The organism is Serratia sp. KG1D (assembly GCF_037150675.1).
Lineage (GTDB): Bacteria > Pseudomonadota > Gammaproteobacteria > Enterobacterales > Enterobacteriaceae > Serratia > Serratia nematodiphila.
In genome coordinates, this window is sequence record NZ_JBAGIH010000001.1 from 1,034,920 (window position 1) to 1,055,804 (window position 20,885).

General features: G+C 59.1%; 27 protein-coding genes. 10 read left to right on the plus strand and 17 right to left on the minus strand.

The genetic code is table 11. The annotated features are described in order from the left end of the window. Positions 1-120: 120 nt before the first annotated feature. Positions 121-366, plus strand: coding sequence for a YceK/YidQ family lipoprotein (locus WFM45_RS05010; protein ID WP_213929183.1), 246 nt, complete (start codon positions 121-123; stop codon positions 364-366). Between the two features lie 6 nt (positions 367-372). On the opposite strand, the gene WFM45_RS05015 is transcribed toward WFM45_RS05010, so the two are convergent. Beyond that, positions 373-918, minus strand: coding sequence for a GNAT family N-acetyltransferase (locus WFM45_RS05015; protein ID WP_033633373.1), 546 nt, complete (start codon positions 916-918; stop codon positions 373-375). Positions 919-951: 33 nt separating this feature from the next. Beyond that, a complete protein-coding gene (locus WFM45_RS05020) occupies positions 952-1,329 on the minus strand; it encodes a MysB family protein (RefSeq protein WP_004927872.1) in 378 nt (125 codons plus the stop codon). 210 nt (positions 1,330-1,539) lie between these two features. On the opposite strand from WFM45_RS05020, the gene leuA reads away from it, so the two are divergent. Continuing rightward, complete coding sequence (leuA, locus tag WFM45_RS05025; protein WP_336954864.1) at positions 1,540-3,228, plus strand: 2-isopropylmalate synthase; 1,689 nt, start codon at positions 1,540-1,542, stop codon at positions 3,226-3,228. Here leuA and WFM45_RS05030 read toward each other — a convergent pair. After that, positions 3,179-3,979, minus strand: coding sequence for an AraC family transcriptional regulator (locus WFM45_RS05030; protein WP_033633370.1), 801 nt, complete (start codon positions 3,977-3,979; stop codon positions 3,179-3,181). The genes leuA and WFM45_RS05030 overlap by 50 nt on opposite strands. Positions 3,980-4,114: 135 nt before the next feature. Between WFM45_RS05030 and WFM45_RS05035 the strand changes: the two genes are divergently transcribed. Genes WFM45_RS05035 through WFM45_RS05050 form a run of 4 tightly spaced genes read left to right on the plus strand, consistent with a single transcriptional unit; the run spans position 4,115 to position 5,676 of the window. Next, positions 4,115-4,432 carry an ArsR/SmtB family transcription factor gene (locus WFM45_RS05035; protein ID WP_004927863.1) on the plus strand — a complete coding sequence of 106 codons (318 nt, stop codon included), beginning with the start codon at positions 4,115-4,117 and terminating at the stop codon, positions 4,430-4,432. Then, positions 4,422-4,856 carry a YeeE/YedE family protein gene (locus WFM45_RS05040; protein ID WP_004927858.1) on the plus strand — a complete coding sequence of 145 codons (435 nt, stop codon included), beginning with the start codon at positions 4,422-4,424 and terminating at the stop codon, positions 4,854-4,856. The genes WFM45_RS05035 and WFM45_RS05040 overlap by 11 nt, the downstream gene beginning before the upstream one ends. Before the next feature lie 2 nt (positions 4,857-4,858). Next, positions 4,859-5,287, plus strand: a complete 429-nt coding sequence (locus WFM45_RS05045) for a YeeE/YedE family protein (RefSeq protein ID WP_033633368.1) — start codon at positions 4,859-4,861, stop codon at positions 5,285-5,287. After that, positions 5,278-5,676 carry a VOC family protein gene (locus WFM45_RS05050; RefSeq protein WP_033633367.1) on the plus strand — a complete coding sequence of 133 codons (399 nt, stop codon included), beginning with the start codon at positions 5,278-5,280 and terminating at the stop codon, positions 5,674-5,676. Before WFM45_RS05045 ends, WFM45_RS05050 begins: the two co-directional genes overlap by 10 nt. A gap of 49 nt (positions 5,677-5,725) precedes the next feature. Here the strand turns inward: WFM45_RS05050 and WFM45_RS05055 are convergent, their stop codons facing one another. The 4 genes from WFM45_RS05055 to WFM45_RS05070 all read right to left on the minus strand — a co-directional run bounded on the left by WFM45_RS05055 (position 5,726) and on the right by WFM45_RS05070 (position 10,499). Beyond that, positions 5,726-7,279 carry a peptide MFS transporter gene (locus WFM45_RS05055; RefSeq protein WP_033633366.1) on the minus strand — a complete coding sequence of 518 codons (1,554 nt, stop codon included), beginning with the start codon at positions 7,277-7,279 and terminating at the stop codon, positions 5,726-5,728. Positions 7,280-7,754: 475 nt separating this feature from the next. Further along, positions 7,755-8,993 (minus strand): multidrug efflux MFS transporter MdtG, encoded by a 1,239-nt coding sequence (gene mdtG / locus WFM45_RS05060; protein WP_336954865.1) that lies wholly within the window; start codon positions 8,991-8,993, stop codon positions 7,755-7,757. A 199-nt stretch (positions 8,994-9,192) separates the two neighbouring features. After that, positions 9,193-9,477: a YciI family protein gene (locus tag WFM45_RS05065; protein ID WP_048322868.1), complete on the minus strand. Its 285-nt coding sequence runs from the start codon at positions 9,475-9,477 to the stop codon at positions 9,193-9,195. 101 nt (positions 9,478-9,578) lie between these two features. After that, positions 9,579-10,499, minus strand: a complete 921-nt coding sequence (locus WFM45_RS05070; RefSeq protein WP_015377426.1) for a Kdo(2)-lipid IV(A) acyltransferase — start codon at positions 10,497-10,499, stop codon at positions 9,579-9,581. Positions 10,500-10,760: 261 nt separating this feature from the next. On the opposite strand from WFM45_RS05070, the gene WFM45_RS05075 reads away from it, so the two are divergent. Next, positions 10,761-10,919: a hypothetical protein gene (locus WFM45_RS05075; RefSeq protein WP_015377427.1), complete on the plus strand. Its 159-nt coding sequence runs from the start codon at positions 10,761-10,763 to the stop codon at positions 10,917-10,919. 118 nt (positions 10,920-11,037) lie between these two features. After that, on the plus strand, positions 11,038-12,105 hold the full coding sequence (gene trhO, locus WFM45_RS05080) for an oxygen-dependent tRNA uridine(34) hydroxylase TrhO (protein ID WP_015377428.1): 1,068 nt from the start codon (positions 11,038-11,040) through the stop codon (positions 12,103-12,105). A gap of 43 nt (positions 12,106-12,148) precedes the next feature. Here the strand turns inward: trhO and WFM45_RS05085 are convergent, their stop codons facing one another. Both WFM45_RS05085 and WFM45_RS05090 read right to left on the minus strand, forming a co-directional pair. Next, the gene (locus WFM45_RS05085) at positions 12,149-12,727 is read right to left on the minus strand and encodes a YceI family protein (RefSeq protein ID WP_015377429.1); all 579 of its coding nucleotides are present in this window, start codon (positions 12,725-12,727) and stop codon (positions 12,149-12,151) included. A 23-nt stretch (positions 12,728-12,750) separates the two neighbouring features. Continuing rightward, positions 12,751-13,305, minus strand: coding sequence for a cytochrome b (locus tag WFM45_RS05090; RefSeq protein WP_004927830.1), 555 nt, complete (start codon positions 13,303-13,305; stop codon positions 12,751-12,753). A 441-nt stretch (positions 13,306-13,746) separates the two neighbouring features. Here WFM45_RS05090 and WFM45_RS05095 point away from each other — a divergent pair, with 441 nt between their 5' ends. After that, positions 13,747-14,805: an AI-2E family transporter gene (locus tag WFM45_RS05095; protein ID WP_033633363.1), complete on the plus strand. Its 1,059-nt coding sequence runs from the start codon at positions 13,747-13,749 to the stop codon at positions 14,803-14,805. Here WFM45_RS05095 and WFM45_RS05100 read toward each other — a convergent pair. The 8 genes from WFM45_RS05100 to pyrC form a co-directional block, all read right to left on the minus strand. Beyond that, positions 14,753-15,757 carry a zinc-dependent alcohol dehydrogenase family protein gene (locus tag WFM45_RS05100; protein WP_336954866.1) on the minus strand — a complete coding sequence of 335 codons (1,005 nt, stop codon included), beginning with the start codon at positions 15,755-15,757 and terminating at the stop codon, positions 14,753-14,755. The two genes, WFM45_RS05095 and WFM45_RS05100, sit on opposite strands and share 53 nt — an antisense overlap. Positions 15,758-15,760: 3 nt before the next feature. Beyond that, a complete protein-coding gene (locus tag WFM45_RS05105; RefSeq protein WP_004927822.1) occupies positions 15,761-15,877 on the minus strand; it encodes a DUF2770 family protein in 117 nt (38 codons plus the stop codon). 122 nt (positions 15,878-15,999) lie between these two features. Then, entirely contained in the window at positions 16,000-16,626 is a 627-nt protein-coding gene (locus WFM45_RS05110; RefSeq protein ID WP_033633361.1) for a LuxR C-terminal-related transcriptional regulator, read from the minus strand. Between the two features lie 216 nt (positions 16,627-16,842). Next, the gene (solA, locus tag WFM45_RS05115) at positions 16,843-17,958 is read right to left on the minus strand and encodes an N-methyl-L-tryptophan oxidase (RefSeq protein WP_085058616.1); all 1,116 of its coding nucleotides are present in this window, start codon (positions 17,956-17,958) and stop codon (positions 16,843-16,845) included. Positions 17,959-18,097: 139 nt separating this feature from the next. Further along, complete coding sequence (gene bssS / locus WFM45_RS05120) at positions 18,098-18,352, minus strand: biofilm formation regulator BssS (protein ID WP_004927812.1); 255 nt, start codon at positions 18,350-18,352, stop codon at positions 18,098-18,100. 201 nt (positions 18,353-18,553) lie between these two features. Then, a complete protein-coding gene (locus tag WFM45_RS05125; RefSeq protein ID WP_004927809.1) occupies positions 18,554-18,832 on the minus strand; it encodes a hypothetical protein in 279 nt (92 codons plus the stop codon). A gap of 130 nt (positions 18,833-18,962) precedes the next feature. Then, positions 18,963-19,202: a DNA damage-inducible protein I gene (gene dinI / locus WFM45_RS05130; protein ID WP_015377444.1), complete on the minus strand. Its 240-nt coding sequence runs from the start codon at positions 19,200-19,202 to the stop codon at positions 18,963-18,965. Positions 19,203-19,277: 75 nt separating this feature from the next. Beyond that, positions 19,278-20,324 carry a dihydroorotase gene (gene pyrC, locus WFM45_RS05135; protein WP_004927803.1) on the minus strand — a complete coding sequence of 349 codons (1,047 nt, stop codon included), beginning with the start codon at positions 20,322-20,324 and terminating at the stop codon, positions 19,278-19,280. Between the two features lie 213 nt (positions 20,325-20,537). Between pyrC and WFM45_RS05140 the strand changes: the two genes are divergently transcribed. Beyond that, positions 20,538-20,825 carry a putative quinol monooxygenase gene (locus WFM45_RS05140; protein WP_015377446.1) on the plus strand — a complete coding sequence of 96 codons (288 nt, stop codon included), beginning with the start codon at positions 20,538-20,540 and terminating at the stop codon, positions 20,823-20,825. Positions 20,826-20,885 lie beyond the last annotated feature (60 nt).

Consider the following 20,885-nt stretch of genomic DNA (forward strand, 5'->3'; position numbering starts at 1 on the left):
TCCCCGTTTTTTTACCTTTTGCTTACGTGCGCCGGTACCGGTGGAGAAAGGGAACTGTGATAGACTGCGGCCGATGCGTTGTTCACTCGCGAAACAACCCCCTTGCTCAGAGTCAATGTCGTGAAGCTCTCTTCCTATCTTCGGCTGGCCTGCGTGATGGCCGGTGTGATGATACTCACCGGCTGCGGCAGCATTATCAGCCGCACCGTGCCCGGTGCGGGGCATGGCCACCAGTACTATCCCGGCGTGCAGTGGGATCTGCGTGACACGCCCTGGCGTTACGTCACGGTGATAGACGTCCCGCTGTCGATGGTGGTGGACACCTTTATGCTGCCGTTTGATGCGCAGCATGGCCCCTACGAGTAATTTCGTTCAGCGGGTGGCGAACACCACCAGCTGATAGCCTTGCTGCCCGCAATGGAAAGGCGCCAGCGCCGTCATCCCCAACCCTTGCACGTGAGCGGCCAACGAATGCGGATTGTCGTCGTCGATAAACAACGCGCCCACGTCATAGTCATGGCAGGTATGCGCTTTGACCGCGGCGTAGAGGCGCTTCAGCACGCCTTTGCCGCGCCAGGCGGCGGCGAGGCAGACGGGGCCGTAGAGAAATACCCGCTGCTCACTCAGCGGCCGTCCGGCGAAGGATTGCGTGGCGAGCGTCACCAGCATCGCCTCCACCACCGGCGGGCGCGGTTGCACGTCGGCGGGCATCAGGCAAACAAACCCCGCCAGTTGGTTCTCCTGTTCGGCCACCCATATGCCGATGCCGCGGTTGATCGCCGCCAGCTGCGCCTCATTCATGCGCGATACGATAAATCCCTGCCGTTTTTGGCGCTCGTCGAGCGCTTCCGGCACGTTTTCCCCCTGTAGCTGCAAAATGGCGGGGTAGTCGGTAGGGCGTGCCCGGCGAATAATCATGCGGCCTCCTTGGCGATGAAAGCGTGGTGCGGGTTAACGTTCATCCCACTCATCGGCTGCGGCCTGGCCTTCTTCGGTATCCAGCGGCGGTTCGAGCTGAAAGTCGCCTTCCTCCCATTCGTACAGGGTGTTTTCATCTATCCATTCGGCGGTAATTTCCACCTCGTCGTAGTCACCGTCGAAGATCGCCTGCGCCGCCGCACCGCTGCGCAGCGTCAGACATTCTACCGCCTCTCCTTCTTCTTCGAAGAACTCCGCCTGCCACATCGTGTCGCCATCCTGCATCACGTACTTTTGCAGATTGAACTGCTGGGGCACCGGCGGTTCGTCACCGCTGCCGCCTTCGGCGGTGTCGATAAACTCTTCGCGTGCGGCCTCGATGGCTTCTTCCAGGGTTGCATACAGGCTCATGTTCGCCTCCGTTGACAATGAGAGTAAAGCGTCCGGCGCATTGCCGGCGCGGTGGGGGAAAACGTCAAAACTAATTGTTGTCTCACTGGCGCAGGATGCAAATTTTTTTGTTGTCCGCTTTGCGACGATGGTTGTCCGCAAAGCGGGAGAAGAGGAGGCGATGGCGGGAAATAATGACGCTATCGTTCACTCTGGCGTCAGGAGAAGCCCATGTTAATCGACCCTTCAAGCAAATACCGACCGTTCCCGCCGGTGGCGTTGCCGGACCGCCAATGGCCTGCGCGTACGCTGCGGCAGGCGCCGCGCTGGTGCTCCAGCGATCTGCGCGACGGCAACCAGGCGCTGGCGGAGCCGATGGATAACGCGCGCAAGCGCGAATTCTATCAATTGTTGTTGCAGTGTGGTTTCAAAGAGATCGAGGTGGCGTTCCCTTCGGCGTCGCAAACGGATTTCGACTTTGTACGCGCGCTGATCGACGAGCGGCTGATCCCGGACGACGTCACGATCCAGGTGCTGACGCAGTCGCGCGACGATCTGATCGATCGCACCTTCGAGGCGCTGCAGGGGGCGCCGCGGGCTATCGTGCATCTGTATAACGCCACGGCGCCGATGTTTCGCGACATCGTGTTCCGCCAGGATAAGGCGGCGACCGTGGCGCTGGCGGTGAACGGCGCGCGGCGCATTCGCCGGCAGTGCGAGGCGCAGCCCGATACCGCCTGGTGCTTCGAATATTCGCCGGAAACCTTCTGTTTTACTGAGTTAGAGTTTGCGCTGGAGATCTGCGAAGCGGTGGCGGAGGTTTGGCAGCCGGGGCCGCAGCGGCCGATGATCATCAACCTGCCGGCGACGGTGGAAGTGAGCACGCCCAACGTGTATGCCGATCAGATCGAATGGTTCTGCCGTCACTTCAGCCGTCGCGCCGATGTGGCGATCAGCGTGCATCCGCATAACGATCGCGGCACCGGCGTGGCCTGCGCGGAGCTGGCCTTGCTGGCCGGCGCCGATCGGGTCGAAGGCTGCCTGTTCGGCAACGGAGAGCGCACCGGCAACGTCGATCTGGTCACGCTGGCGTTGAATCTCTATACCCAGGGCGTGGCGCCGGGTCTCGACTTCAGCCGCCTGAAGCAGGTGGTGGAGGTGGTGGAACAGTGCAATCAGCTGCCGGTGCATCCTCGCCATCCTTATGCCGGCGAGTTGGTGTTTACCGCCTTCTCCGGTTCGCATCAGGATGCGATCAAGAAAGGTTTCGCCGCACAGCGGCAGCGGCAAGATGGCCGCTGGCAGGTGCCATACCTGCCGCTCGATCCCGCCGATGTCGGTTGCAGCTATGAGGCGGTGATCCGGGTCAACAGCCAGTCCGGCAAAAGCGGCGCCGCCTGGCTGTTGGAGCAGAATCATGGGCTGGCGTTGCCGCGCGGTTTGCAGATTGATTTCAGCCAGGTGGTGCAGCGCGCGACCGACGGCAGCGGCAAAGAAATGAGCGGCGCGCAGCTGTGGCGCTTATTCCGCGATACTTACGGGCTGGTGGAGCAGCCGCGTTTGCAGCTGTTAAGCTACCAGACGGAAAGCCATGGCGCAGAGGCATACAGCTTCAACGCGCGAGTTGCCTGCGAGGGAGAGCCGCTGCGCCTGCAGGGGGCCGGCAACGGTCTGCTGTCCAGCGCGGTGGATGCGCTGCGTCAGCGCTTCGGCTTGCCGCTGGCGATCGAGGATTACCACGAGCATACCTTGGGGCATCAGAGCGATAGCCGAGCGGTGGCTTATATTCGCTGTACGCTGCCGCAAGGTGAGGCGACTTATGGCGTTGGCATCGACGTCGACTCCGCCAGCGCCTCGCTGCAGGCGCTGTTCAACGTCGCCGGGCGCTGTCTGGCGCCAACGTCGGCGCAGTCCGGCTGAAATAGTCGCTGGGTGCTACTCCCAGCAGCCGGCGGAACATGGCGCTGAACGCGCTGGGGCTGTCATAGCCGAGATCCAGCGCCACTTCCAACACCGAGCGGCCGGTCGCCAGCGCGTTTAATGCCGCCAGCAAACGGGCGCGTCGCACCCAGTCGCTAAAATGCAGCCCGGTTTCTCGCAGGAAGCGTCGCGACAGGGTGCGTCCGCTGACGCTGAGATGAGCGGCAGCCTGTTCCAGCGTCCAGGGCTGCGCCAGCGTGGCCTGGATATGGCGGCACAGGGCGAGCAGCGAGGCTTCGCGAGGTTCCGGCAGGTGCAGCGGCAGGATCGGCAACATTCGCAACTCATCCAGAATCAGCTCCATCACGCGCTCATCGCGCCCGCCGCTGGGGTAGCCGGGCGCAATCTCCATCGCACAGATAATCAACTCGCGCAGCAGCGGGGAAACCTGCACTACCTGGCATTGGGCCGGCAGATCGGCGCGCGCCAACGGATCGACGAACAACGTCCTGGCCGCTACCTGGCCGGTGATACGCAGGCTGTGCACCACTTTCGCCGGCACCCAGACGCCGCGGCCGGGCGGCACCACCCAGCTGCCGAGCCGGGTCGTGACCTGCACCACGCCGCTCAGGCTGTGGATCAGCTGCGCGCAGTTATGGTAGTGGTCCGGCTCGCTGTCGCCGTGGCGATAATCCCTGGCTAACGGCCGGACAGGCCGATCGGGCGGCAGAACGTCGTGAAAAAACAGCATCGTAAGCAGGCTCCGCGCGGCAAAAGAGGGAGGACAGCATGCCATGCGTCGCTGTTTCACACCAGTCTGTGGCGCGGCACGGTAAAATGGTTTATAAAATTATATTATATGATTTTATAAACTGATGGAGAGGCAATGGATATTGATGCGATGCGCAAGGCGGCGGCGCAGGCCGGTGCGATGCTGCGTACCCTGGGCAACGAAGATCGGCTGCTGCTGCTGTGCCGGCTCAGTCAGGGCGAGATGGCGGTGAGCGAACTGGCGCAGGCGCTGGATATCCGCCAGCCGACGCTGTCCCAACAGCTTGGCGTGCTGCGCGAGGAGGGGTTGGTCTCCACCCGGCGAGCCGGCAAGCAGATTTACTATGCGGTGGCCGATGCCAAAGCGCTGGCGCTGCTCGCGACCCTGTATCAACTGTATTGCCCACAGCCGGAGAACCGCGATGACCATTGACTGGCAGCACTTCACGCCGTATTCCGCGTTGGCGGGCGGGGCCATTATCGGCGGCGCGGTAGCGCTGCTGCTGTTGTTCAACGGCCGGATCGCCGGTATCAGTGGCATTACCGGCGGTTTATTGAGCGCGGGCGGCCGGGAGCGGGGCTGGCGCGCCGCATTTATTGGCGGGTTGCTGCTCTCCCCCTGGCTATATGCTGCCGCTGCGGCGTTGCCATCCGGTGAGATCTCGGTTGGCAACGGCTGGCTGGCGGCCGCAGGGCTGTTGGTGGGCTTGGGCACTCGATTGGGCAGCGGTTGCACCAGCGGGCACGGCGTGTGCGGCGTCGCGCGGTTGGCGCCGCGTTCACTGGCCGCCACGGCGTTGTTTATGCTGCTGGGCTTTATGACCGTGTGGCTGATGCGCCACACGTTGGGGGGGTGAAAATGCTTAAAACGCTGTTGGCGCTGCTGAGCGGCGTGATTTTCGGTCTGGGGTTAATTATTGCCGGCATGGCCAATCCGGCCAAGGTATTGGCGTTTCTCGACGTTACCGGCACGTGGGATCCCTCGTTGGCGCTGGTGATGGCTGGGGCGATCGCGGTGGCGGCGCCGGCCTTCCTGTGGGCGCGGCGACGCGAGCGGAGCCTGTTGGGCGAGCCGCTGCAGATCCCGGCCGCCGGGCGTGTGGATCGCCGTTTGCTGGCGGGCAGCGCGCTGTTTGGCATCGGCTGGGGCATCGCGGGGATTTGCCCCGGCCCGGCCTGGGTGTTGGCGGGGGCGGAGATGCAGCGGGTGTGGCCGTTCCTGTTGGCGATGCTGGCGGGTATGGCGCTGTATGAAATTATCATGAGGCGGAGGCGTACATGTCGATAGCCAAAGCGGTGTTGCGCATCGCGCGCCCGACAGATCGGTTGCAAGAGATTGCCGCGCTGTATTGCCGTGGGCTGGGGTTCGAAAGGCTGGGCGAGTTTGTCGATCATCTGGGCTTTGACGGCATGATGATCGGGCATCCGCAGCATGCTTACCATCTGGAGTTCACGCAGCATCGTGGGGTGCAGGTTGGACAAGCGCCGACGCAGGATCACCTGCTGGTGTTTTATCTGCCGGATGAGAACGAATGGCGAGCCGCGTGTGAGCGGATGCGGGCGGCGGGGTTCTTGGCGGTCGCCGCCTATAACCCCTATTGGGATCGGGCGGGGCAAACCTTTGAAGATCCTGATGGCTACCGGGTGGTATTGCAACACCAGGCCTGGCAGGCATAAAAAAACCGGCGCATCGAGCGCCGGTTTGCGAGATAAAACGGTTTATCCGTCAGGCGCTGGTCGCCGGCTTTTGTGCGCTCTTGGACTGGGTATTTTCCAGCATGCGGCGAATCGGCACGATCAGCACGATAAGCACGGCGGCGCAGATCAGCAACGCGACTGAGCAGCGGGCGAACAGATCCGGCAGCATATCCAGTTGGTCGGCCTTGACGTGACCGCCGATCAGACCGGCCGCCAGGTTGCCCAACGCGCTGGCGCAGAACCACAGCCCCATCATCTGACCGCGCATTCTCTCCGGCGCCAGCAGCGTCATGGTGGCCAGCCCGATCGGGCTCAGGCATAGCTCACCCAGCGTCAGCATCAGGATACTGCCCACCAGCCACATCGGCGATACGCCGGCGCCGCCGTTGCTCAGCACATTCTGCGCGGCCAACATCATCAGGCCGAAACCGCCGGCGGCGCACAGGATACCGATCACGAACTTGGTGATGCTGCTCGGACGCACGTTATTGCGTGCCAGCGCAGGCCAGGCCCAGCTGAACACCGGCGCCAGCAGGATGATGAACAGGGCGTTGATCGACTGGAACCACACCGCCGGGATCTCGAAGCCGCCAATCATGCGATTGGTGTAATCGTTGGCGAACAGATTGAACGAGGTCGGTTTTTGCTCAAACGCCGACCAGAAGAACGCAGCGGAGATCAGCAGGATGAAGCACACCAGCAGGCGTGCGCGCTCTTTGCGGCTCAGGCCGGCAAAGGCGAACAGATAGATGAAGTACAGGGTGACCGACGCAGCGATCACGTACACCAGCACGCTGGCCACTTCGACCGGATTGATGACGATGGTGCCCTGAGCGATCAGCACGATGACGGCCACCAGGATGACCGCCAGCGCCAGCAACCAGGCGCCGACGCCTTTTTTCTTCGCTACCGGGCTGTTCCAGGTGGAGTCCAGGCCCACTTCGCGGTCATAGCGTTTCATCGCCGGGACGGCGAACACCCGGAAGATCACCAGCGCCACCAGCATTCCGATACCGCCGATGCCGAAGCCCCAGTGCCAGCCGTGTGACTTGATCAGCCAACCGGAGATCAGCGGAGCGATGAACGAGCCGATGTTGATGCCCATGTAGAACAGCGAGAAACCGCCATCGCGTCGCGCATCGCCTTTCTTGTAAAGCGTGCCGACCATCACCGAGATACAGGTCTTGAACAGGCCGGAACCGAGCACGATGAACATCAGGCCGATGAAGAACAGGTTGGTGCCCATCACCGCGGACAGGGCGATCGACAGGTGGCCGAGCGCGATCAGGATCGAACCGTACCAGACGGCCTTGCGTTGGCCGAGCCAGTTGTCCGCCAGCCAGCCGCCCGGCAGTGCCGCCAGGTACATGCTGCCGGCGAAGATGCCGACGATCGCCGACGCGTTCTCGCGCGCTAGACCCAGACCGCCGTCGTACACGGTGGCGGCCATAAACAGGATCAGCAGCGGACGGATGCCGTAGAACGAGAAACGCTCCCACATTTCGGTGAAGAACAGAGAACCCAGCGGATAGGGATGGCCGAAGAAGGTCCGGCTTTCTGACTTATTGACAGAGGATTGCATAACGATTTCCCAATAAAAGGCGCTGCAAGGCTGCAGCCCGTACTGTGGTATGTATGTGTATTTAATAAAGGCGATCCGCCCAATGCGGATTACCCGACAAACACCGTGGCTGCAACGCTGATAAACCGTGGAAAGCGTGCTGACCTTTTCTTCACTTGGCCGATGTTTCACATCTGGCGTGATATTATTTAACCATTTGATAACTGGTCGTTGGTTTTGTCTAGTACCTGTATCCCATTTTTTAGACGAAAAGTCGACAAGCATCTCCTTTTCTGGTTTTTCTGTTGGTTGTGACAGGAATATGATTGACAGCGGGTTTTATGCGCTGAAAGTTAATTAATTGTTGATAAACAAAGTGTTGAGATAAGAAAGCTCTGGGTGGGACGAAAATTCGCCGGCCCGAAGGAGGCATTATTAAAAGTGGGGGAAATGCGCCGTTGATCCGGCCAACGGAGGAAGCTGGCGATAAATGCAGCTATTGTTCTTCCTGCAGCGTGTCTTCCCGCAAATAGCCCGGCCGCCGTCGCAGACACCACCAGGAATAACCGGCGTTGAACAGCACCACTAAAGCGGTGACGGCGAAGACCGCGCGAAAACCGTAGCCGGCGGAGACCGCAGCGCCGAGCAGCGGACCGCTGACGTTGCCGACGTCGCGGAACGATTGGTTGTAGCTGAAGATTCGGCCGGCTACCTGATTGGTGCAGTTATAAATCAACAGCGTCTGTACCGCCGGCAGCAGCGCGCCGTCGGCCGCTCCCAGCAGAAAACGCAGTACCCCAAGCTGCCACGGCGTTTGCACGAACGCCATCGGGATCAGCAGCAGCACCGAGACGATCAGCATAAACACCAGAATGCGCTCCGGGCCGATGCGATCGCCCAGCTTGCCCAACCGTGGGGCGCTCATCAAGGCCGCGACGCCGGGCACCGAGGCAATCAGCCCGCTGATAAACGCCAGGTTATGGGTGGCGCCGGCCAGATCGCGCACATACAGCGTCAGGATCGGCGCAATCGAGCCGGTGGCGATCTGAATGATCATGGTGGTCACGAACAGGCTGAGCACCAGCTTCGGGTTCTTCAGCGAGGCGAACACCTGTTTTGCGTGCAACATGTCGCGCTTTTGCACCGGGGTGAATTGCTCTTTGACATACAGCAGCGTCAGCACAAAGCAGACGAACAGCACCGCGGCGGTGATATAAAACACCGGGCGCAGCCCGTACAGATCGGCCAACAGGCCACCGATCAGCGGGCCGATCAGCGCGCCGCCGCCGCCGCCGGTAGACAGGGTGCCGAGCGCCCAGCCGCTGCGGTTGCGCGGCACCTGGGTGGCGATCAGCGCGTTGGCGTTGGGGATGAACCCGCCGAGCAGCCCCAGCACCGCGCGCAGCGCGAGAAATTGCCAGACCGTTTGCGCCATGCCCATCAGCACCATGACGATCGCCATGCCCAGGGCGGAGCGCAGCAGCATCAGTTTACGGCCGCGTCGGTCGGCCAGGGCGCCCCAAAACGGCGCGGCGATAGCGGAAAACAGGAAGGTGATGCTGAACAGCAGACCGGACCACATGTTGAGCGCCTGATGGCCGGTTACGCCCAGCGTCTCTACGTACAGCGGAAGAAACGGCATCACCAGGCTGAAGGCGGCGCCGGTGAGAAAACACCCGACCCAGGCGACGAAAAGGTTGCGTTTCCAGTTAACGGGTTCTGCTGCCGAAGCCATAAATGTCCACTGCCGAAAGGTGACGCGCTTTGCCGGCGGCATGATGAAGGGGCAAAACGTGAAAGTTAGCCTGATAAGTATGCACCGCCTGCGTGGCAACGGCAAACCAGAGGACGGAAATAGGGTGAAAAATGAAATAAAGTTTTAAAAATGGTGTTTAAACCTTATTCCGCGCTTAGCGCGCGGAATTTACAGCGTTTTATAAGCCGGCCAGCGTCTCGAAACCGGCGGCGGTGGTGGTAGCGCTAAAGTCGATGACCTCGTAGTGGGCCACGGCGTTGAACGGATCTTCGGCCAGGATGGCGTCCAGCTGCGCACGCTCAATGCCCTTGGCCAGGATCACGCCGCCGGTGCGGGGATTCTTGCGGCCGGAAGCGACGAAGGTGCCGTCCTGAAAATATTTCTTAAGCCAGGCGATGTGCCCGTCAAGGTGGCTGTCGACGTCGGCGATCGGGCGATGGTAGGTCAGGCTGACAATGTACATAGCGGCTCCTGGGGTGTCGGCAAAGGCATTACCATCCCACCCTCGCCGGCGATTCTCAAGAGGCACGCAATAAAAAACCCGCCGGCGGCGGGTTGGTTTTATCAGTAAAGCGAAGGCTCGCCTTCCGGACGGGTCTTGAAGCGGCGATGCAGCCACATGTATTGGTCCGGCGCCATCAGGATCTCTTTTTCCACCACTTTATTCATGAAGGCGGCGGCGTCGAGTTCATTATCCAGCGGGAAGTTTTCCACTGCCGGCTGCATGATCAGCTCATACCCTTTGCCGTCCGGCAGGCGACGCGGGGTGAACGGAATGATCGCCGGTTTACCCATTCGCACCAGCACATAGCTGCCGGTGGTGGTGGCGGCTTTGTCCACGGCGAACAGCGGCACGAAAACGCTGCTGCGCGGGCCGTAGTCGTGATCCGGCGCATACCAGATGATATCGCCCTGTTTCAGGGCACGGATCATGCCTTTGACGTCCTTGCGATCCAGCATCGACTTGTTGGAACGCATGCGCCCCCAGGTTTGCAGCCAGTCCATCAGCTTGTTGTCGTGCGGGCGGTAAACGCCGATGCCCGGGTTGTGAATGCCGAAGATGCGCGCGCCCAGCTCCAGCGTCAAAAAGTGCAGGCCAATCAGCAGCACGCCTTGCTGGTTGTCGCGCGCTTTTTGGATATGCTCCAGGCCGCTGACCTTGAACCAGCGCTCGATGCGCCAGTTGGGCCAGAACCACGCCATGCCGGTTTCAAACAGCCCCATGCCGACCGATTCGAAATTCTTTACCACCAGCGCATCGCGTTCGGCCTGCGGCATGTCGGGAAAACAGAGCTCGAGGTTGCGTTGGGCGATAGCGACGCGCCGCTTGAGAAAGCGCATGGAAAATCGCCCAATCGAGGTGCCGAGCCAGTAGATGACGGGGTAAGGCAGCAACACCAGCAGATACAGCAAGCCGATGCCGACCCAGGTCAGCCAGTAGCGCGGGTGCAATAAGGAGCGATTGAAAGTAGGAACTTGAGTCATGGGTTCTCTGTTTGAATACGGTTGTTTAAGTGTAATGACAGCGTCATCGCACGGTCTGGCAGCCGGGTGAACTCGGCGGCAAGGTTCGTTTCTGCCGTTTGTTTGCGACTATTGTGGCATTTTTCTGGCGATCCGGGAAAACACAACGCATTAAAATCCCTTTTGGGGCGTTAAATATGCATCGAATGCCGAATTTTTCCACAATCTTTCCTGCCAAAGATAATGGCGATATTATTGTCGGTAATTATTTAGAGGGTAAATATGTTGGCATCATGGATCAGTGCGGGGCTGCTGGTGTTGGGGGCGGCGGTCGGCAGCGTCGGCGCACATCTGCAGATGAACGCGATATTGGCGCTTGCCGGCGTGATGATGGCGCTCGGTATGGTGGCCTCCGCGTTTACCGAAGGCGGCGGGCGCTGAACGGGGCGCTGCGCCAGGGCTGCGCGGCGGCGGTTTTTCGGGTATGATGTGCGCCGCGCGTGGGCCTGCTGGCTGCGCGCGGTAATCAGTCACCTCCCGAAAGACAGGAAAGTACACCATGCCAGTGTTACATAACCGAATTTCTAATGAGGAACTGAAGGCGCGCATGCTGGCGGAAACCGAGCCGCGCACCACAGTTTCTTTTTACAAATACTTCTCCATCGACGATCCCAAGGCGTTTCGCGACAGCCTGTACGTTCAGTTTGAAAAACTGAAGGTGTTTGGCCGCATCTACGTGGCGAAAGAGGGCATCAACGCGCAGATCAGCGTGCCGCAGCATAACTTCGACGCGTTCAAAGCCGCGCTGTTCGCCTCGCACCCGGCGCTGGATCAGGTACGCCTGAATATCGCGCTCGAAGACGACGGCAAATCCTTCTGGGTGCTGCGCCTCAAGGTGCGTGAGCGTATCGTGGCCGACGGCATCGATGACGAAAGTTTCGATCCGAGCAACGTCGGCGAGTATCTGCAGGCCGAGCGCGTCAATCAGATGATCGACGATCCGAATACGGTATTTGTCGATATGCGCAACCACTATGAGTACGAAGTCGGCCACTTCGAAAACGCCATCGAGGTGCCGTCGGATACCTTCCGCGATCAGCTGCCGATGGCGGTGGAGATGCTGCAGGACAGCAAAGACAAGAATATCGTCATGTACTGTACCGGCGGCATTCGCTGTGAAAAAGCCAGCGCCTATATGCTGCACAACGGTTTTAAAAACATCTACCACGTGGAAGGCGGGATCATCGAGTACACCCGCAAAGCGAAAGAACAGGGGTTGCCGCTGAAGTTTATCGGCAAAAACTTCGTGTTCGATGAGCGCATGGGCGAGCGCATCTCCGACGATGTGATCGCCAACTGCCACCAGTGCGGCGCGCCGTGCGATACCCATACCAACTGCAAGAACGACGGCTGCCATCTGCTGTTCATTCAGTGCCCGAGCTGCGCCGCCAAGTTTGAAGGATGCTGCAGCGAGATTTGCCGCGAAGAGCTGAAGCTGCCGCGCGAAGAACAGCGCGCGCGCCGTGCCGGCCGTGAAAATGGCGTCAAGATCTTCAATAAGTCGAAAGGCTTGCTGCAGACCACGATGCACATTCCGGCACCGGAAGAAGAAGGCCCAGCCCGCTGAGCCTGAGGAAATGAGAAGCCCGGCCGCCAAGCCGGGCTTTTTTTTATTTCTCGCGCACGCCTTCTACGGAGATGATCAGCTCAACGTCTTGCGACGCCGGGCCCAGATCGGTGGTGATGCCGAAATCTTTCAGCTTGATCTTGCCGTTGGCTTCAAAGCCGGCGCGGTAGCCGCCCCACGGATCGTTGCCCTGGCCAATCAGTTTGGCGTCCAGCGTAACCGGTTTGGTGACGCCGTTCAGCGTCAGGTTGCCGACCACCGCATAACCGTCGCCGTTTTTCTTCACTTCGGTGGATTCAAACTTGGCCTGCTTGTTCTTCTCCACGTTGAGGAATTCGGCGCTGCGCAGGTGCTTGTCGCGCTCGGCATGGTTGGTGTCGACGCTGGCGGTATTGATGGTCACGTTGACCTTGTCCTTCGAAGGATCTTTTTCGTCGAAGGTGAAGCCGCCGTCGAAGTCTTTAAAGCTGCCGTACAGCCAGCTGTAGCCCAGATGCTGGATGCGGAACTCGATAAAGGCGTGCTGGCCCTGTTTGTCGATCTTGTAGTCCGCCGCCAGTGCGGAACCGGCGCTCAGCAGCAGGGCGCCTGCGGTCAGGCCCAATACGGTCTTTTTCAACATAGCAATCTCCATAAATCCAAAGGTTAATCGGCGCTGCTACCCAGCATCCGTTTCAAAGTGACATCACGATCGATAAAGTGATGTTTAAGCGCGGCCAGCCCGTGCAGTACCGAGAGCACTACCACGGCCCAGGCCAGGTAAAGGTGTATGGCGCCGGCGGTGTCGGCTTGTTCCGCCATGCCGGTCACGGTGGCGGGCACGTCGAACCAGCCGAAGACGCTGATCGGTTGACCGTCGGCGGTGGAGATCAGATAGCCGCTGATCAGAATGCCGAACAGCACGGCGTACAGCGCCAGATGCGCGAGGATGGCGCTGACGCGAGTGAGGCGGCCATAGCTGGCCAGAGGTTTGGGCGGCGGTGAGACAAAGCGCCAGATCACGCGGATCACCATCACGATGAACAGCAGCGTGCCGATGCTTTTGTGGATCTCCGGCGCCTGGTGGTACCAGACGTCGTAATAGCCCAGCGTGACCATCCACAGGCCGAGCGCGAACATGCCGTACACCGTCAACGCCACCAGCCAGTGGATCAACACTGACACATGGCCGAAACGATCGGCGGTATTTTTCCAGAGCATCCTGTTTCCTTCGATTACCGATTGGCTGGCTGCAATAATTAAACTTTAGGAAACATAAAATCAATAATAAATTTAACTATGTTACTTCTTAGAAATATTAGTCAGTGAATTTGTTTGAGATGTTCGGGAACCTTCAGATAAATCGTTGAAGATGATATTGTTTCTCTCGCCCGGCGATTGTGCTAGTTGTTGAAAATTAGGCTTATTATCTATTAATGTCAGCTTTTGTCATTTTACGTAAACCTCGCGTGAGTTGCCCGGTGAGATTATTTGTTGGCAAAGGTTATGCCTATTTTTTGCGGCGCAGAGCAGGGCGGAAAGATTAACGTTGTCGAACGGTTTCGCTAAATCCCTGCGGTGCAGCGGCGGATTTTGCTACCATTAGCGCCAAGAGACGGCCCCATGAGGCCGGTTAACCCAGTGAAATAACAAGGAAACGTCATGGGCCGAACCCACGTGACCGACAGCAGCCTGCGTCTGGCCGTCCTGCTGGCGATGTTGGTGATCATTCTGGCCGGGGTGAAAGCCGCCGCCGACATCGTGGTGCCGTTTTTACTGGCGGTGTTTCTCGCCATGGTGCTGAACCCGCTGGTGGCGATGCTGGAACGCAAGCGGGTGCCGCGTATCGTCGGGGTGACGCTGCTGCTGACGGCGGTGATCGTGGTCGTGATGCTGTTTATCGGCATGTTGGGCGCTTCGCTCAATGAGTTCGCCCGCTCGCTGCCGCAGTATCGCGGCATGATGATCGAGAAGCTGCGCGAGCTGCAGCATTACGCCGATCGCTTCAATATCAGCCTCTCCAGCGAAGCGATGCTGCAGTATGTCGATCCCAGCGCGGCGATGAATCTGGTCACCCGCATGCTGGGGCACCTGTCTGGCGCCATGACCAACGTCTTCCTGCTGCTGATGACCGTGGTGTTTATGCTGTTCGAAGTGCAGCTGCTGCCTTACAAGCTGCAGCAGGCGCTGGATAAGCCGAACGAGGGGCTCGCCGCGATGCGGCGGGCGCTGGACGGCGTGACGCGCTATCTGGTGATTAAAACCATCATCAGCCTGGCCACCGGGGTGATCGTCTGGATCTTCCTGGCGGCGGTCGGCGTGCGCTTCGCCTTTATCTGGGGGCTGCTGGCGTTTCTGCTCAACTATATTCCCAATATCGGCTCGGTGTTGGCCGCCATTCCGCCGCTGATTCAGGCGCTGTTGTTCAACGGATTGGGGGATGCGCTGGTGGTGGCGGGCGGCTTTATCGCTGTCAACATGGTGATCGGTAATATCCTCGAACCGCGGGTGATGGGGCGCGGGCTGGGACTGTCGACGCTGGTGGTGTTCCTGTCGCTGATCTTTTGGGGCTGGCTGCTCGGCCCGGTGGGCATGTTGCTGTCGGTGCCACTGACGATCGTGGCGCGTATCGCGCTGGAGACCACCGAGGGCGGCTATCGGCTGGCGGTTATCCTGGGGGACGGCCGCCCGCCGCGCCAGCCTCCGGCGGCGCCGGAGTGAGGAAGATTTTGCCGCTCACGCCGGGTTGTGCGGCATGCTGCAGCGCCGCTGCGTACTGATGCAAAGGATAAATCGCGGCGGGTGGGCGCAGCGCCAACTGGCCGCGCCGCAGCAGCTGGAACAACTGATAAAACGCCATCTGCCATTGCGCCGGCGCCGCCTGTGCGTTCCATTTGCGCAGGTGGAACAGCGAAGCGCGCAGCTTTAACTCGTCCACCACGCGCCGCCAGTCTACCTGGCGGCCGCTCAGCAGGCCCAGCGCCACAAAATCGCCGCCGGAGCGTACCGCCCGCGCCAATTGCAATCCGTCTTCTCCACCGATGCAGTCGATGGCCGCACGGGCGCCAAAATTCGTCATTTCCACCAGCTGCGGCGCTTCGATAACGCGCCAGGCGCCGGCGGCCAGTAAAGCCTGACGATGAGCGGCGTTGCGCGCCACGACCGCCAGACGAATGCCGCGCAGCGCCGTCAGCTGCGCCAGCAGCAGGCTGACAGCGGAGCCGCCGCCGTTGAGCAGCAGTACGTCGCCGGCGTTGAGCGGCAGCCATTGGGTCAACAGCACCCAGCAGGTGAGCGGGTTGATATAGATTTGCGCTGCGCCAGCGTCGTCAATGTCGTCCGGCACCCAGATCACCCGATCCTCAGGCAGCGTGACGAAGGTTTGCCAACTGCCGTTACCCGCTACCGCCAGCGCGCGTCGGCTCGTTGAATGCCCATTCTGCGGATTGAGGATGATGCCTACGCCTTCATATCCCGGCACCTGCGGTAGGGCGGTGCGGTGCGCGTATTGGCCGTGGATTGGGATCAGATCGGAAGGGTTGATCGGGGCATAGCGCATCTGCAATAACCGCTGCCCGGGGCGCAGCAGCGGTCTGCTCATCTGCTGCAATTCCAGCACCTGGGTGGGATCGCCGAAGCGGCTGAAGCTCAATCGGGGAAATAACGGCGGCATGGCTTACATGACGAAGAAGAAATAGACATCCAACGCCAGCAGCACCAGCCACAGACAAAGGTAAAGCACCAGGTGCTCACGCACATTGTTGACGATAGCCGCCAGTATTCGGTTTAACATTTCAGCCGCCTGAAGAGAAGGACCCTTGATTATAGTCCTTTTCTCGGCGTCTTTTACAGCGCGCCGCGCGTGAGTGCTGGAAGAGCGGCGATAAAAAAGCCTGCGTTATCGCAGGCTTGATGTTATACCGCCAGCAGCGCCAGCGGCGTCGAATTGGTTGGCGCGCTCGGCGGGTAGAAATAGCGCAGCACGTTATACAGCGAGTAGAACTCCAGCCGGTTGCGCGCGTTGATCTTCTCCGTGATGTGACGCTTGTGCACGTACACCGTATGCGAGCTGATCTGCAGCTTTTTCGCGATGCGGTAGTTGGGCATTTCCGCCATCCAATATTTCATTACCGTCAGTTCCTGTGGGCTGAACAAGGAACGCTCTTCGCCGTCATCGGCCAGCGCCAGCGGATTTTCGCGCAGCGTGCGTAAGGTGAGCGGCAGAATGCTTTTATTGAACAGAAAGGCATTATCGGCAATGCGCATTGGCGCTTCGCTGTAAGGATAAGGTGTATCGAGATAGATAAACAGCAAGGCGGACTGGCTGGCTTCCATAAATGCCTGCAGCTGTGCGTCCGCTTCGTTATAGCGGCATTGGTTGCTGAGGTTCACCAGAATGTGGCTCGGCTGAAAGCTGGCCAACAGCGGCGTAGCGTATTCAATGCTGTGGCAGCACTTGATCGTCGTAATCCCACTATCAGCAAAGTAGCTGGCTATACCGACCCGGGTGAAGCAGCATTCGTCCACGACAAGTAGTTTCATGGTGACGTCCTTGTTGAAAGCCGATGGAGCATATCTTCTGTAAAATAGGACTTACACTGCAAGTGTTCAATTCGGAAATTCAAATGCTGAATGCAAGAAATTTCCGTTATCAGAATTTTTACTTGGTATTTAAAAGAGTTAGCAGGTTAATAAATTGTAACCGGCAGATTTCGCTGTCCAGGGCGCGACGGGAACGTGGACAGCGAAATCCTTCGCTTAGCTGAATCGCTTCAGACCAAAGCTGGAGAGGTCAACCGGCGGCGCTTTGTCCTGCGCGAACAGCGCGGCGATCTCGCCCAGTGCGCTGGCGAACTTGAAGCCGTGGCCGCTCAAGCCGCTGATGACCATCAGGCGATCGCAATCCGGCAGGGTATCGATAATAAAATCTTCGTCGGGGCTCATATCATAACTGCAGGCTTCGCCGTGTAAACATACGCCTACACCCGGCAAAAATTGCCGCAGGAAGGAGAAAACTTCCGTGCCGTCGCTGGCGTAGCTACCGAAGGGTTTGCGCTGTTCGGGAGCATCCATCGGCTGGCCGCCGTCGTGTTTGCCCACTTTCAGGCCATCGTTATCCGCCGGGAAGCCGTAATAGTGCGTGCCGTCCTGCGCTTCGACGGTAAAGGCCGGGAAGCGATTGTTCACGCTGTAGCGGCCGTCCGCCTGATGCCAGGAGAATACCTTGCGCAATGGCGCGATAGGCAGCTGCGGCAACAGCGCTTTCACCCAGGTGCCTGCGGTGACCACCGCTTTTCGCGCCGTGAAACGCCCTTCGCCGGTGACGATCTCAACACCGCCATCAATGGGGTTCACCGCGCTGACCGGGCAGTTGAACAGCTGGCTGCAGCCGGCCTCTTTCGCCAGTTTGATCAGGCTGGCAACCGCCAGTTCGGAGCGCAGGAAGCCGGCGTCCGGCTCGAAGACGCCGACGTAACCTTCCGGCGCGCGGAATTCCGGCCAGCGTTGAGCGATCTGTTCGGCGCTGAGGGTTTGCGCATTCAGGCGAAACTTTTGCGCGCTCTGCTGAGCATTGCGAATGAATTCGGAGTGCTGCGGCCCCAGGTTGAGCACGCCGCACGACTGGAACAGTTCTTCACCGGATTGTTGAATCAGCGCATTCCACAGCGCCTGTGCGCGCAGCACCAGCGGCACGTACTTTTCACCTTCGCCGTAAGCGTGACGAATGATGCGGGTATCGCCGTGATGGCTGCCGTTGCGATGTGGAGGAATGGCGCTGTCGATCATCAGCGCTTTCAAGCCGGCCCGGGTAGCGTAATACCCTGCCGCCGCGCCGACTGAACCGCTGCCCACCACGATCAAATCATATTCCACGTGCCCACCCTCTCTGATAGCAATTGCTTATCGCCCCATGATAAAAGGTTGGCGAGCGCAATGCACTGATTGAACGGTGAAAGGCAAAGAAAAAGGCGCCGGGAACGGTCACGGCGCCTTAGGGTTAGGGGACGATGAATCAATGTTTTCTGCGATCAAGATCCTGGTAATCCGTAGCTTCAATCTTGGCGATGCCGGCCTCTAAAATATTGATTAATTGACGGGCGACATCTGTAGTCAGCCAAAGCGTTCGGTCTACTTGGGCTTCTTCGGGCGTTTGGTCTAGTGAAGACAGGTAATGAAGGCGTATCATCATGGCGTCGTAAACGTCGACAGTACTGATATCCCAACCGACAAGCGGGTGCGTCTGAATTACTTCATCATTTCTGTCCATAAAGACCCCTTATTGAGTAGTAACTACCGTGAGTGACTAACGAGGATCAATGCGGCTCATCATCATGAGAGCAATTACAGTATACGCATCCGCTTTCATCGGTGGAGAGGGTTGTCACCGAAATTTGCAAAATAAATATTTATTTGAACAATTATTCTACAAATTTGTATGTGCAGCAGCGGATGAGCAGAGCGCAGCGCGTTATTCCGCGTCGGCAGGCGGCGATGCGCCATGCAGACATTTTTCCAGCTCTTCGGCCAAATGGGCGAAATGCTTTTGCGTTTCGGCATCGCGATTCTGGCTGTGCGATTCCAGCTTCAGGCTGTGGATCAGCCGTTGGTTGGCTTTGTCATCCAGGCTGAAGGCCAGATAAGAAAAAGCCACTTCCAGTACGTTCAAGCGCCTTTTCTGATCGGCTATCAGCGCCAGCAGTTCGCCAAACGTCATTGCGTCTTCGGATTTCACCTTGTCCGGGGCCATGCTTACTCCTTTGCGTTAAATACAGCGCTGAGGCGGATTTTGTTCCAGAGTAAGGGTAAGCGATGAATGGACAGGGCGCCAGAAACAAAAAAGCCGGAGAGCGACCCCCGGCAAAAACAGCATTGCAGTGTTATTCTGCGCTAAACCATTCGTCTGCGCTTTCCCAGGTTTCCTGAAGGATTTCCTCGATCAGATCCCGGTCGGTTTTGGCGCCCCCCAGCACGGAGAGCCCGTTGGCGCCGGCATAACGTACGTGCACGACGGCGTCTGGAAACTGGCGGTTGACCCGCTTGCCCAGTTCTCCGGTCAGCGCCTCAATGGCGCCCGCCGGCAGCGGCCGGGTTTTATCTATAGTGACTTCAACACGCATAATTGCCCCCGAAGCGATTCACTGTTTATTTATACAGTTAACCAAGTGCGGGGGCAAGAGGGCGAAGCAAAAATATCAGTCTTTCAGCGACCAGTTCAGGGTTTCACCCGCCAGGAAGGGGATCACGGATTCATTGCCGAGGGCGATCTCTTCCGGCTGGGTGGTTGGCACGCGCTGCAGTTCGATGAAGTCTTCGTTGAGCGGCAGGCCATAGAAGCGCGGGCCGTTGAGCGAGCAGAAGGCTTCAAAGTGCTCCAACGCGCCGAGTTGTTCGAACACGGCGGCGTAAGCCGGGATGGCATTCGGCGCGTTGAAGCAACCGGCGCAGCCACAGCTGGACTCTTTACGGTGCTTGAGGTGCGGCGCGGAGTCGGTGCCAAGGAAGAAGCGGTCCGAGCCGCTGGCCACCGCCTGACGCAGCGCCTCCTGGTGGACATTGCGCTTGAGGATCGGCAAGCAGAACAAGTGTGGGCGAATGCCACCGACCAGCATGTGGTTACGGTTGAACATCAGGTGCTGCGGCGTGATGGTGGCGCCGAGGAAACGATTGCCTGCCTGCACATATTGCGCCGCTTCCTTGGTGGTGATGTGCTCGAAGACGATCTTCAGCTCAGGGAAATGCTGGCGAATCGGTTCCATCACCTGTTCGATAAAGCGCGCCTCGCGGTCGAAGATATCGACGGCGGGATCGGTCACTTCGCCGTGGATCAGCAAAGGCATGCCGATTTTTTGCATCTGCTCGAACAACGGGTAAATGCCGGTCACGTCGCTGACGCCGTGGCTGGAGTTGGTGGTGGCGTTGGCCGGATACAGCTTGGCGGCAGTAAACACCCCTTGCTCGAAGCCGTTGACCAGTTCACTGGCCGCCAGGGAGTTGGTCAGGTAGCAGGTCATCAGCGGAGTGAAGTTGTGCCCCTGCGGGACCGCCGCCAGAATGCGATCGCGGTAGGCGCGCGCGGCGGCCACGGTCGTTACGGGCGGAACCAGGTTCGGCATCACGATCGCCCGGCCAAATACCTGACTGGTATAGGGCACCACCGTTTTCAGCATTTCATCGTCACGCAGGTGGATATGCCAGTCGTCTGGGCGGCGGATTTTCAGAACTTGAGGTTGTGCGGTCATCTAGCTAGGCTCCGGCGGTCAAATACGTCTAATGAAAAGCGAATAATGGGTTTATTCACGCCGGGGTGTAAGGATAAGCGGAAAGTGCCGCAGATGCATCTGTTTGTTGCCGACAAGTTGAAATCAATAGCGCGGCGGGCGCATAGTAACCGGGATTTCAACGATGCCGACGCCAATACCGTCGACCTTCATCAAGTGGAAAGGGAGAAAGCAATGGAAGTACGCGTTATCGCCACCCTGCAAGCGAAAGCGGGATTTGAAGCCGCCGTCAGCGAAGCGGTGCACGACATTATCGAGCCGAGCCGCCAGGAGTTGGGCAACCTGCAATATGACTTGCATCGCGATCTGGAAAAGCCGGGTGTTTTCGTGTTCTTTGAGCGTTGGGCCAGCAGCGAAGCGCTGGATAAGCATAATGAGACGGCGCATTTTCAGCAGTTCGTCAGCCGGCTTGACGGCAAGTTGGATGTTCTGGACATCAAAAAACTGAAGAAGATCGCCTGAGTATTTTACAGGCAAGAAAAAACCCGCCGATGGCGGGTTTTTTTAGGGGTGCAGATTAAC